Raw genomic sequence first — 11,590 nt, 5'->3', positions numbered from 1 at the left:
GGTGAACGGCTGCACCCGAACCAGGACGCCGACCGTCGATCGGCGGTGGCGCCCAGACAGCATCCGTTCGCCGTGCTGTTCGGATGTTCCGATTCCCGGCTGGCAGCTGAGATCATCTTCGACCGGGGGTTGGGGGATCTCTTCGTGGTGAGGACCGCCGGGCACGTCGCCGGGCCTGAGGTGCTGGGCAGCATCGAGTACGGCGTCAGCGTGCTCGGCGCGCCCCTCGTCGTCGTTCTCGGCCACGACTCGTGCGGCGCCGTCACCGCGGCGTCCGAGGCGGATCGCGACGGGACCGCCCCGGCGGGCTATCTCGGGGACGTGGTCGAACGGGTCATGCCCAGCGTGCTCTCGGCGCGGGCGGCCGGACACACCGATATCGACGCGTTCGTACGCACGCACATCCGGCGGACGGTCGACGGCCTGGTCGGCCGGTCGGTCCTGCTCGCGGCCGAGGTCGCCGCCGGACGATGCGCCGTGGTCGGCCTGTCGTACCGGCTCGCGGAGGGCACCGTCGGCGTGGTCACCAGCCACGGACCGGTACCCGCAGCCACCCCGTGACCTGCGCCGGCGCCCTCCCGGCCCCGCCTCACCGCGGATCGCACCCGCGACCGGCCTCCCCGAACCGCGGGCCCGGCATACCGCCGAGTCCGATGACGCCGACGTGCAGTGGTTCGTGCTTGTCGCCCCGCCCGCTGTCCAGGACCGACGGCAGATCGGCCCGGAAAGTCCAAACACCAGCCCCGGCACCGCGACACGGCGCCACCGAGACGCTACGACGCATCGCCGTCCGATCTGGGCTCATGCGTAGCATCCTCGTTCGGGGGCGGCAGGGTCTGCTGACTACCGAGATAATGGACCCGCAGCCTCTCGAGATCCTCGACCACGTCATCCACGAAACTTCGCCGCCCAAGCATACGAGCTACATTAGCTCGCTGAACCGCCCAGCAGGTCACCTCACTTCCATCTACCAGATCGATAACAACTCGATCTTTGCTGTGAAATCCTCGTACGGCCGCCCACGGTATCGCGCGGGTACGAAGTGGGTTCTTGACAAAAATTCCTGATGGTCGAGCAATAATTACGGGCCTGATCATCACCAGCCAGCTGAAAATAATCAGGGCCCAGTACAGCGCAACCCAGGTCAAGTAATCTCCGTGAGGAAATTTTCTGATACTCGGATCAGTCGCAGCTAACGCGACCGCCAAGACGACAACGATCACACCGCTCGGAAGGTAGGCTCCGTTTCGGAACCTCTCCTTCAGTTCTTTCTTCTTCGCCATTCCTTCTTCACCCCGTCGCTACGACCATTTGACCCCGCCCTCACTGAGCTGCCCGCGGGCGGGTAGGGGTCGGTGGTGGTCCGGCCGAACAGGTCATAGGCGTAGCCGGTGTTGGTGAGCCGGTCCGCCTGGTCATAGGAGAAAGAATAGTTGGTCGGGCTGGTGGTGGAGCATGTTCCCGTCTGGCTGCCGCCGGCGTCGGGATAGCTGGTCAGAGTCGTCCGGTTGGAGTCGGCGTCGTAGGTGTAGACGCGGCTGGTGCAGTTCGCCGGGCCGCCGTAACTGACGGTGTCCGCGACGGAGGTCAGCCGGCCGGACGGGTCGTAGCCGAGGGTTTTCGCGGAGACCGGGGAGGTGTCGATGCGGATCTGTTCGTGGATGGAGTTCGCCTGCGTGAACGCCAGCCAGGGTGTGCCGCTCCTGGCGTAGACGAGGCTGGTCGGTTCGGCGTTGTTGTCGTAACGGGTGGTGGCGACCAGGCCGTTCGGATAAGTCTGCGCGACGAGTTTGCCGTCGGCGTTTTAGGTGGCGGTTAATGTCGACGGTGCCGACCCCGCGCCGACGTTCAGGCTGGCGACCAGGCCGCGGTGCTCGTTCGCCCCGTCGTAGGTGTAGGTGCCTTTCCCCTCGGTGGCGGAGGCGACCTGGCTGTCGATGTCGTAGCCGGTGATGGCGGTGTTGCCGTCGGCGTCGGTCTGGGAGACGACCCGTCCCCAGCTGTCATAGCCGGTGGTCAGGGTGATTCCGCTCGCGGTGGTGGTCGTGGCCAGGCCGGTCGCCGGGTCGTAGCCGTAGGTGCGGTGGAGATGGCGGTGCCACCGTTCGCGGCCGGGCTGGCGGTGATCGCCTCGGAGGTCTTCCGGCCGGCGGTGTCGTAGGTGAAGGTGGTGGTCCGGGTGGTGCTGTTGACGGTCTCGACCTCGGTGAGGACCCGGTTGGGATGGAGGATCTGGTTGAGATGGTTGTCGGTGTAGGTCGACACCGGCAGCGGGTTATCCGAGGGCGGCTGGGCGACGGGGACGCTGGTGCCGGCCAGGCCGGTGCGGAGGCCATCCGCGTCATGCCAGCCTGCTGCGCAGACGACACGAACGGCCGCGAGCTTCATGCCCCAGCATTCCCGGGAGGCGACGGGCCGCTCGGGATCGGCGGGTATGCGGCCTCGGTGACTGTCGCCGGTGATCGTGGCGACCTACGGCCGGCGGCCGACGGCTCAGTGCGCGACGGTCACCGCGTGGCGGTGGAGGTCACGGCGGTCGAGCAGGTCCAGCAGCGCCGTGGCCAGATCCGGATAGGTGATGCTGCGCGCCCGTGGCAGCGGCGTCTCCGCGGCGACGCGGTAGGACCCGGTCGCGGCACGGTCGAGCAGCCGCGGCGGACGGACCGAGATCCAGTCGGTGTCAGCGGCCCGCAGGATCTCCTCCATCCGCCGCATGTCGGCGTAGGCCTCACCGAAGAAGCGGTCGAGCACCGGCATCATCACCCGCCGTTCCAGGAAGGGCAGTTCGCCGCGCGGTCCCGCCGGGGTCGCGGAGATCACGGCGATGGTGCCCGCGCCGCCGGCCCGCATCGCCGCCAGCAGGTTGCGGGTGCCGGTGGAGTACACCGTCGTCGGTTCCCGGCCGGCCGCCGCGCCCAGCGCCGAGACGACGGCCTCGACGCCGGCGAGCGCCGGGAGGAGGGCGTCCCGGTCGAGCACGTCCGCGGCGGCGACCTTCAGGTTGTCGTGCCGGGCCGGCACCGCCCCGGGCCGGCGCGCCACGGCCGTCACCCGATGGCCGCGGGCCAGTGCCTGCTCCACGACCAGGGCTCCCGTCCGCCCGGTCGCCCCCACCACGGCGATCTTCATCTCTGCCACCTTCCACTTCTCTCACGGGGAATCGACGGGAAGCACCCGTCCAGTGATTGTCACCTTAGATGACAATCACTGGACGATACACTTCCGACTCGTGAGCGACGTCCCGGCGGTCTCCTACGCCGCGTCCCTGCCGTTCCTGCTGTCCCAGGTCGGCGCCCGCGCGGCGCAGGAGTTCGCCGACCGGCTGGCACCGCTCGGCGTCTCGCCGCGCGCGTTCGGTGTGCTCAGCAACCTGACCGGCGGGGCCACGGGCCGGACCCAGCAGCAGCTCGCGGACGCGCTGGGCATGCACCGCAACAACATGGTCGGGCTGATCGACGAGATGGAGGCGGCGGGCTGGGTCCGGCGGCGGCGCAGCGCGCAGGACCGCCGGGCCTTCGAGATCGACCTGACGCCGGCCGGCGCGGCGCTCCTGGAGCAGGTCGCGGCGGTGATCCCGCCGCTGGAGGCCGAGATCGCCCGCGATCTGACCGCCGACGAACGACGGGTGCTGGCCGACCTGCTGCTCCGGGTGGGCGTGACGCTGGAACTGCACCCCGGCATCCATCCGCATCTACGGGCCCGGCCCCGTTCCACCGGCGCGGCACCCGAGGGCTCCTAGCCGGATCATCGGCTGCCGGTATACCGATGGGCGGCACAGTCGGCGGTATGGTCGTGGGGTGTCCGCCTCCGTCCCGTTGCGGGAACCGACGTTTCTCATCCTCGCCGCGCTGGGGCCCGGGCCGCTGCACGGCTACGGGGTGATCAAGGCCGTCGAGGAGATGTCCCAGGGGCGCGTCCGGCTGCGCGCGGGCACCCTGTACGGCGCGCTCGAACGCCTGGAGGCCGACGGGCTCGTCGCCTTCGACGGCGAGGAGTCCGACGGCGGCCCGCCGCGGCGCAACTACCGGCTGACCGACACCGGCGCCGACCTGCTCGCCCGGGAGGCCGCGCGGCTGCGCGCCAACGCCGACCTGGCGGTGGCCCGACTCGGGCTGCGCGGCGCGTGACGGTGTCCACCCCCGGCCCGCTGGGCCGCTGGAGCGACGGCCGGCTCGCCGCGTCGACACGCTGGCTCGCCGGCCGCCTCGAAGGGGTCGACCCGGCCTTCGCCCAGGATGTGGCGCTCACCGTCGCCGACGTCGGTGCCATCCGCGGCCGGCGCGCCCATCTCGGTGAGCTCGGGTCGCTCGCCGCACTGGCGCTGCGCCTGCGCGCCCGGGCCCGCACCGGGCCGGGGCTGCCCGGTGTCTGGCGCGGCGGCCTGTACCTCGGCGCGGTGATGTTGCTGGCCGTGATGACCGTGGACGTCTGGTCCGCGCTGCTCGGCGCCGTGACGTCAGGGGCCGTTCCCGCCGTTCCGATCGGTCACGGCCCCGGGTGGCGGACCGCGGCGGCGGGGGTCGTGGCGGTGGCCGGGGCGGTCGGCGTCGGGCTGGGGTACGACGGGCGGCGGAGCGGCGCGCTGACGGCGACCGCCCTGGCGGCACTGGTCACCGCCCTGGTCACGGTCGTGGCCGCGTTGTCCGCTCCGAGCGGCGCCGGGCCCGGGGACCTCGGCTGGCTCGCCGGCCTCGGCGTGGTCCTCCTGGGCCTGCTGCTGGGCCGTCCAGCGCCTCGAACGCCGCCGTCCCGGGTACCGCGGCCCGCCGCGCGGCGACCCCGGCGCCGCGCACGCCGCGGCGGGGTCGCCGCGGCCTGCGTCTCCGGCCCACTGCTCGCGCTCGCCGTGACCTGCGCCGCGGGAGGGGCGGCACCGGTCGTGCTCCGCCTCGGCCTGACCGTCCTGCTGCCCGCGTTGTGCGTCCTGCTCGGCGGGCAGGATCCACGGCTGGCGGCCGCCGCGGCGGTCGTGTGGTTCGGCCGGCTCGCGCTGGGGGCGCTCGGGGAGCTCGGCGACGCCCTGCGTGCCGTGGCGCTCGACCGGGACGGGCTGCTCCTGCTGCGCTGGCTGCTGATGGCGGCGGGGGTGGCGATCGCGGTGGCGGTCACCGGCAGCGGCAGCCGCCGCCTCACCGAACTGCACTGAGCACTGCGCCGAGCCGCGCCAGCCGTACCCGCCGCGCCGAGCCGATCTGACCGCGGCACGCCGCACCCACCGCACCGAGTCGCGCCGCGCCCTCCGCGACACGTCCCGAGGACGCGGCTGACCACCCCGTTGCCCACTAGTAAGTTCACCGTTATATTGGCGATCAGAGTACCGGCTACCGGCATAGTCAGATGGTGGCCGAGGCGGCACTCCCCGCCGCGCTCCCCGCCGTTCGGAGGACGACCATGAGCACCGATCGAGACACCCGGCCCGGCCCCGCCGTCGAGCCACGGACCCGGCTGGCGGCCGCCGCGGCCGCCATCGCGAGCGGCGCCGCCGTGCTGCTCGACACGCCGGTGGACATCGCCGGCAGCAAGAACGCCGTGCTGAACACCGCCGGGGTCGCCGCGCCGGTCCTCGCGGTGCTCGCCGTCGCCGGCATCACCGCCTGCCTGCGCCGGCCCGGTCCCCTCGCCGGGCCGGGCAACCGGCTGCTCGACCTGGGCGCGGTGGCGAACATCGTCGGGCTGGCACTGCTGACGGGCATCGAGTTCTCCCGGGTGTACGTGCTGTTCGCGTTGGACGAGCCCGTCCGCGACGCGCTCACGGACTCCGCCCCGACGATGCCGGCCGTGTACACCGCCGGGGTCCTCTACGTCGCCGGCGGCATGCTGTTCGCCGCGGCGCTCGTCCGGGAACGGTTCGTCCCCGTCGCGGCCTGGCTGCTCCTGCTGACGGCCCTGCCCGGCACGCTGGTGGACGTCCTCCCGCTCGCGCTGGTAGCCGTCTTCCAGGCCGTGACCGGAGCCGCGTTCGTCCTGATCGGTGTCCGCCTGCTGCCGGCCGGTCGCTCCCGCGCCGCGGTACCGGTGCTGACCGCGTCAGCCTCCTGACGCTCCGCCCCGGCCGGGACGCGCTCCCGGAGCGAACGTAGGGAGTGCGGGAAACAACCGGCCGATGCCACGCGGAGGTACGGGCGTCGGCCAGACAACACTCCGCGCGACACCGGCCTTCGACGGGTTTCCGGCCCGCCACCGCGCCGCGGGAGCGGCGTGTCGGAGGGTCAGGATGCCGGTGGACCGCCCGCGGCGGTCGTGGTGCAGAGGTGCTCCCCGGCAGCCGGGCCGACGGCGGCGGCACTGGCGGTGAGGCTGGCGAGCAGGGCCAGCCGTTCCCCGCTCGCCGACCCCGGCTCGGGCGACAGGACCAGCAGCCGCAGGCCCGAGTCGTCCTGCACCTGCAGCACCTCCTCGGCGAGGACGAGGTCCCCCACCAGCGGATGCCGGTACTCGCGGACCGCGTGCCCGCAGTCACGCACCTGGTGGCGGGCCCAGTAGGCGGCGAACTCCGGGCTGTTCACACACAGCTCGCCGATGAGGGTGGTGAGCTGCTGGTCGTCGGGATACCGGCCGGAGGCCAGCCGCAGGTAGCGGACGACCTCGTCGACCTTGCGCCGCCAGTTCACATAAAGATCACGGACGTGGGGATCCAGGAGGATCAGGCGGGCCATGTTCGGCTGGGTCGCGCAGCGGTTCGGCGCCGCGAAGTCGAGGTGCGGCGCGAGCAGGGCGTGCGCGAGCCGGTTCCAGGCCAGGACGTCGGTGCGCCGCCCGACGACGAGCGCCGGGGCGTCGCGCACCGCGTCCAGCAGCAGCCGCACGCCCTGCCGGACCTTCTCCGGTCGGGCGCTACGCCGGGCCGCGCGCGCCGGCCGGGCCAGCGTGCGCAGATGGGCGTGCTCGTCGTCGCCCAGCAGCAGCACCCGGGCCAGCGCATCCAGGACGGCGTCGGAGGCGTTGCGGCTCTGCCCCTGTTCCAGCCGCGTGTAGTAGGTGACACTCACCCCGGCGAGCTGGGCCAGCTCCTCACGCCGCAGGCCCGGCACGCGGCGCCGGTCACCCGGGCGGGTCAGGCCGACGTCCGCGGGAGTGATCTGGCTGCGCCGCGAACGAAGGAACTCCCCCAGCTCGGTCATGCTCGGCATTGTCATGCCGCGCGGCGCCCGCGTCGACGGGGCGAGGGTGACCCTGCCAGTGCCATCCACGCCGGGGGCAGGACCCGTGGGGGTGGCAACGGCGGGGGCGTGGCTGGGGCGGTCGACGTCCACGATCGTGCGGGGCATGACAGATTCGACGCCCGCGGCGATCGCGGGGCGGGCCACCGTCGGCACGCCGGACGCGACCGACCCGGCCGGGCTGGCCGTGCCCGCCCCACGGCAACCCGCGGCCGGACGGCCCGCGCCGGAGGCCGCCCGGGCCGCGGTGGCCGACCGGATGACCCCACGGCAGCGGCTCGCGCTCGTGCTGCTGCTGGGAACGCAGTTCATGCTCGCGATCGACTTCTCGATCCTCAACGTGGCCCTGCCCTCGATCGGGGCGGGGGTCGGGCTCGGCGAGGGCGACCTGCAGTGGATCGCGACCACGTTCGCGCTGCCCTCCGCCGGGTTCACCCTGCTGTTCGCCCGGGTCGCCGACCTGGCCGGGCGGCGCCGCATGTTCCTCACCGGCCTGGTGCTGCTGATCGTGGCGTCCCTGATCGGCGGGCTCGCCCAGAGCCCGTCCGTGCTGCTGCTCGCCCGCGTCGGCCAGGGCCTCGCCGCCGCGATCGCCATCCCGGCGGCACTGTCGCTGCTGGTCACTACGTTCCCGGAGGGGCCGGTCCGGCAGCGGGCGCTCAGCCTCAACGGGGCGCTGCTGCCCGCCGGTTTCACCGTCGGCGCGCTGGTCGGCGGGCTGCTGACCGGCTATCTGAGCTGGCGCTGGGCCTTCCTGGTCAACGTCCCGGTGGCGCTGGCGATCCTGCTCGCAGCGCCACGGGTCGTCCCCGGGGGCCGCGCGGACGTCCGGGCCCGCCTCGACGTCCCCGGGGCGCTGACCGTCACCGCCGGGCTGGTCGCCTTCGTCTACGGCATCTCCAGCGGCGGTGAGGACGGCTGGGGCCGGCCGTCGGTGTGGATCGCGGTGGCGGTCGGGCTCGTCCTGCTCGGCGCCTTCTGGCGGATCGAGGCGACCAGCCCGCATCCGCTGGCCTCGCTGGAGGTGCTGCGGCTGCGCCACGTCGGCTGGGGCAACCTCGGCGGGCTGGTCGTCTTCGCGATGGGCAGCTCGATCGTGTTCCTGATGACGCTGTACCTGCAGCGGGTCCTCGGCTACTCGGCGGTGACCACCGGGCTGATCTTCGGTCTGCCCGGGACGGCCGCGTTCGTCGCCGGCCTGGTCGCACCGCGCGTGCTGTCCGTCGTGGAACCGCGCCGCACCCTGGTGCTGGGGCTGGTCGTCCAGGGGCTGTCCGCGCTGGCGCTGGCCTTCGTCGGGCTGGACCGCGGCTCGCTGTCGCTGGTGCTCGCGGCCTCGGTCGTCGGGTTCTTCGGCCACGCCAGCGGCCTCGTCGCCTACCTGGTGACAGCCACCTCCGGGCTGCCCGACGCGCAGCAGGGCCTGGCCACCGGCCTGACGACGATGACCCAGCAGGTGGCGCTCACCCTGGGAATACCGATCATGAGCGCGGTGGCGACCGCCCGGACCTCCGCGCTCACCGCCGGCGGCGGCCACTCGGCGCGGGAGGCGACACTGGGCGGCATCCAGACCGCCCTGGTCGTGAACGGCCTGGTCACCATCACCCTGGCCGCGCTGATCGCGGCCTTCCTGCTCCGCCGCCACCCGACTCCCCGAACAGCCCCAGCCTGACCCGGCCAACGGCGTCCCGCCACGCTTCTCCCCGGCACGTCGGGCTTCGGCCCGGTCTGCTGGTGAGAGTGGATCCGGGGGTCCCGATAACAGGCAGACACGGTGGGACGCACCATAGGAGCATGGCCAAGCGCGCTCTTCCACCCCGTGTCCCTGCGTTGATCGGTGACGGCACCGAGTTCGACTCGAAGGAGTACCTGCGGATGTCGGTCGACGTCCTGGCGGACATCGACGTCGACGCGCTCGACGAGGCGGGCCGGGTCGCCTACGCGCAGGCGCTCGCGCTGGTCGCGATCGCCTCCCACTCGAAGCACCTCCAGCACCTGCCGCTGATCGAGGGCAACCTGGAAGTGCCCTGAGCCGGGCCGGCGTCGTCCCGCGACGAGAATCGCCGTCCGCACCGGTCTGAGTTCCCAGGAGTTCTCGGACTCGGTGTGGAGGGTGGAGGGTCACGATGGGCACGCGGTTGACGGGCGAGGGCAGGCGGTCGCTGCACCGGACGGCGGCACGCCACGTCGGGGACGACCGCATCCCCGGGCTGGTCCTGCTCGTCGCGGCCGGGGACGAGGTCCACGTCGAGGCGCTCGGCACCCTGGCCGTCGGCGGTGGCGTCCCGGTCACCCGGGACTCCGTGTTCCGGATCTCCTCGACCTCCAAGCCGATCACCGCCGCGGTCACGATGACCCTGGTCGACGACGGCCTGCTGGACCTCGACGAGCCCGTCGACCGGCTGCTGCCCGAGCTGGCGGACCGCAGGGTCCTGCGCCACCCGGACGGCCCGCTCGACGACACCGTCCCCGCCGCGCGCCCGATCACCGCCCGTGACCTGCTGACGTTCACGTTCGGTTTCGGGATCGCCGGTGAGATGTTCACCGCGCGGCGGCCGTGGCCGGTCGTCGAGGCCGCCGACCGGCTGCGGCTGGCGACGATCGGGCCGCCGGACCCGCGCACCCCGCCGGGCCCCGACGAGTGGATCGCGCGGCTCGGGTCGCTGCCGCTGATCGCCCAGCCCGGGCAGCGCTGGCTGTACAACACCGGCGCGGCGGTGCTGGGCGTGCTGGTGGAACGCGCCGCGGGGGCACCGTTCGCCGAGCTGGTCGGCACCCGGCTGTGCGAACCGCTGGGGATGGGCGACACCGCGTTCTGGGCGCGTGACCCCGACCAGCTCGACCGGCTCGCGACCGCCTACCAGCCGGCCCCGCACGGCCTGGTCGTCCGGGACGAGCCCGCCGACAGTGCCTGGGGCCGGCCGCCGGCGTTCTGTGACGGCGCCGCGGGCCTGCTCTCGACCGCCGACGACCTGCTGGCGTTCGCCCGGATGTTCCTGCGCGGCGGCGCGCCGGTGCTGTCGGCCGCGTCGGTGCGGGCGATGACCACCGGTCAGCTCACCGCCGCCCAGCGGGCCCGCGGTGGACTGGCCCCCGACGACTTCACCGACCAGTCGTGGTCGTTCGGGCAGGCCGTGCGCGACGACGGCGCGTTCGGCTGGGACGGGGGCCTCGGCACGTCCTGGCTGGTCGATCCGGCCCGCGAGCTGGTCGTGATCGTGCTGACGCAGCGGATGTTCGACGGCTCCGGTCCGCCCGCCGTCCACGCCGAGGCCCGCCGCGCCGCCTACGCCGCACTCGCCTGACCCGTACTCGCCGACCCCGCACTCGCCTGACCCGCGGCGCCCGGGTGCAGGAACCCCGGCCGGCGGGAACACCACGGGGCACGAGGCGGCGGCCCGCCGGCCGCCGCCGCGGCGATCACGGGGGTTCGCGGGCCATGTGTCGACTTCTCGGACTCAGCAGTGCCCCGGAGCGGACGAGGGCCACGTTCTGGCTGCTCGACGCCCCCGACAGCCTCGACGAGCAGAGCCACCGCAACCCCGACGGCACCGGCCTCGGCGTGTTCGACTCCGACGGGCGTCCCGAGGTGTTCCGGCAGCCGATCGCGGCCTGGGCGGACCGGCAGTTCGCCGCGCAGGCGCGCGCCCGGACGTCCACCACGTTCGTGGCGCATGTCCGGCACGCCTCCACCGGGCGGCTGGCGCCGGAGAACACCCACCCGTTCCACCAGGACGGCCGGATCTTCGCCCACAACGGGGTCGTCGAGGGCCTCGACCACCTGGAGAAGCACCTCGGCGGCGCCCGGGACCGGGTCGTCGGCGACACCGACTCCGAGCGGTTCTTCGCCCTGATCACCCGGGAGATCACGAACGCGGACGGCGACGTCGGGCGGGGCATCGAGACGGCCGCCCGCTGGGTCGCGGCGAACCTGCCCGTGTACAGCATCAACCTGGTGCTCGCCACGCCGCGGGAGCTGTGGGCCCTGCGCTACCCGGAGACGAACACGCTGTACCTGCTGCGCCGGGCCGCGGGCGGGCCGCACGGCCGGCGTCCGCTGGAGCACGTCGACGCCACCGGAACGACCCGGCTGCGCTCGGCCGACCTGGCCGCCGTGCCCTCGGTGGTGGTGGCCAGCGAGCCGATGGACGACCATCCCGACTGGCGGGCGCTGCGCTCCGGCGAGCTGGTGCGGGTCGCCCCCGGCCGGGTCACCACGACCCGGATCGCCCTGCCCGACCCGCCGGCCCACCCGCTCACCCTCGCCGACCTGGAGCCGGCCGCGGCCGCCTCGCAGCTCGCCTGCCAGCCGTCCCCGGCCTGAGCGGGACATCTGCCGCGTGGGACGTCCACCAGCCGGCGCGGGCACCGGGCGGGACGTCCGCCACGTCCCGTGACCGGCGCCGCGCGGCTCCGGCTGGGTAGCCTGG

At 73.5% G+C, this 11,590-nt stretch carries 13 protein-coding genes; 9 read left to right on the top strand and 4 right to left on the bottom strand.

Annotated elements, in window-relative coordinates:
- A partial coding sequence (locus B056_RS0129350) for a carbonic anhydrase (protein ID WP_018505415.1) occupies positions 1-561 on the top strand: 561 nt, incomplete at its 5' end.
- A gap of 212 nt (positions 562-773) precedes the next feature.
- On the opposite strand, the gene B056_RS41205 is transcribed toward B056_RS0129350, so the two are convergent.
- From B056_RS41205 to B056_RS0129340, 3 genes are all read right to left on the bottom strand, one after another.
- Entirely contained in the window at positions 774-1,283 is a 510-nt protein-coding gene (locus tag B056_RS41205) for a PH domain-containing protein (protein WP_084647269.1), read from the bottom strand.
- Between the two features lie 733 nt (positions 1,284-2,016).
- Positions 2,017-2,388 (bottom strand): hypothetical protein, encoded by a 372-nt coding sequence (locus B056_RS44930; protein ID WP_018505414.1) that lies wholly within the window; start codon positions 2,386-2,388, stop codon positions 2,017-2,019.
- A gap of 105 nt (positions 2,389-2,493) precedes the next feature.
- Positions 2,494-3,129 (bottom strand): NAD(P)-dependent oxidoreductase, encoded by a 636-nt coding sequence (locus tag B056_RS0129340; protein ID WP_018505413.1) that lies wholly within the window; start codon positions 3,127-3,129, stop codon positions 2,494-2,496.
- 100 nt (positions 3,130-3,229) lie between these two features.
- Between B056_RS0129340 and B056_RS0129335 the strand changes: the two genes are divergently transcribed.
- The 4 genes from B056_RS0129335 to B056_RS0129320 all read left to right on the top strand — a co-directional run bounded on the left by B056_RS0129335 (position 3,230) and on the right by B056_RS0129320 (position 6,039).
- Positions 3,230-3,739: a MarR family winged helix-turn-helix transcriptional regulator gene (locus B056_RS0129335; protein WP_018505412.1), complete on the top strand. Its 510-nt coding sequence runs from the start codon at positions 3,230-3,232 to the stop codon at positions 3,737-3,739.
- A gap of 58 nt (positions 3,740-3,797) precedes the next feature.
- Complete coding sequence (locus tag B056_RS0129330) at positions 3,798-4,127, top strand: PadR family transcriptional regulator (RefSeq protein ID WP_018505411.1); 330 nt, start codon at positions 3,798-3,800, stop codon at positions 4,125-4,127.
- Positions 4,124-5,146 (top strand): hypothetical protein, encoded by a 1,023-nt coding sequence (locus tag B056_RS0129325; protein WP_018505410.1) that lies wholly within the window; start codon positions 4,124-4,126, stop codon positions 5,144-5,146. Before B056_RS0129330 ends, B056_RS0129325 begins: the two co-directional genes overlap by 4 nt.
- 245 nt (positions 5,147-5,391) lie before the next feature.
- Positions 5,392-6,039 (top strand): hypothetical protein, encoded by a 648-nt coding sequence (locus B056_RS0129320; protein WP_154677305.1) that lies wholly within the window; start codon positions 5,392-5,394, stop codon positions 6,037-6,039.
- A gap of 170 nt (positions 6,040-6,209) precedes the next feature.
- On the opposite strand, the gene B056_RS38435 is transcribed toward B056_RS0129320, so the two are convergent.
- Complete coding sequence (locus tag B056_RS38435; RefSeq protein ID WP_018505408.1) at positions 6,210-7,121, bottom strand: helix-turn-helix domain-containing protein; 912 nt, start codon at positions 7,119-7,121, stop codon at positions 6,210-6,212.
- Positions 7,122-7,266: 145 nt separating this feature from the next.
- Between B056_RS38435 and B056_RS0129310 the strand changes: the two genes are divergently transcribed.
- The 4 genes from B056_RS0129310 to B056_RS0129295 all read left to right on the top strand — a co-directional run bounded on the left by B056_RS0129310 (position 7,267) and on the right by B056_RS0129295 (position 11,484).
- Positions 7,267-8,832: an MFS transporter gene (locus B056_RS0129310; protein WP_018505407.1), complete on the top strand. Its 1,566-nt coding sequence runs from the start codon at positions 7,267-7,269 to the stop codon at positions 8,830-8,832.
- Positions 8,833-8,954: 122 nt separating this feature from the next.
- Complete coding sequence (locus B056_RS0129305; protein WP_051105775.1) at positions 8,955-9,191, top strand: hypothetical protein; 237 nt, start codon at positions 8,955-8,957, stop codon at positions 9,189-9,191.
- A gap of 95 nt (positions 9,192-9,286) precedes the next feature.
- The gene (locus B056_RS38430) at positions 9,287-10,465 is read left to right on the top strand and encodes a serine hydrolase domain-containing protein (RefSeq protein WP_018505405.1); all 1,179 of its coding nucleotides are present in this window, start codon (positions 9,287-9,289) and stop codon (positions 10,463-10,465) included.
- A 134-nt stretch (positions 10,466-10,599) separates the two neighbouring features.
- Positions 10,600-11,484: a class II glutamine amidotransferase gene (locus B056_RS0129295; protein ID WP_018505404.1), complete on the top strand. Its 885-nt coding sequence runs from the start codon at positions 10,600-10,602 to the stop codon at positions 11,482-11,484.
- The last annotated feature ends 106 nt before the right edge of the window (positions 11,485-11,590 follow it).

It is taken from the genome of Parafrankia discariae, assembly GCF_000373365.1.
Taxonomy (GTDB): Bacteria; Actinomycetota; Actinomycetes; order Frankiales; family Frankiaceae; genus Parafrankia; species Parafrankia discariae.
Note: the sequence above shows the minus strand (reverse complement) of the source record. Positions and strands in the feature narration are given on the sequence as shown.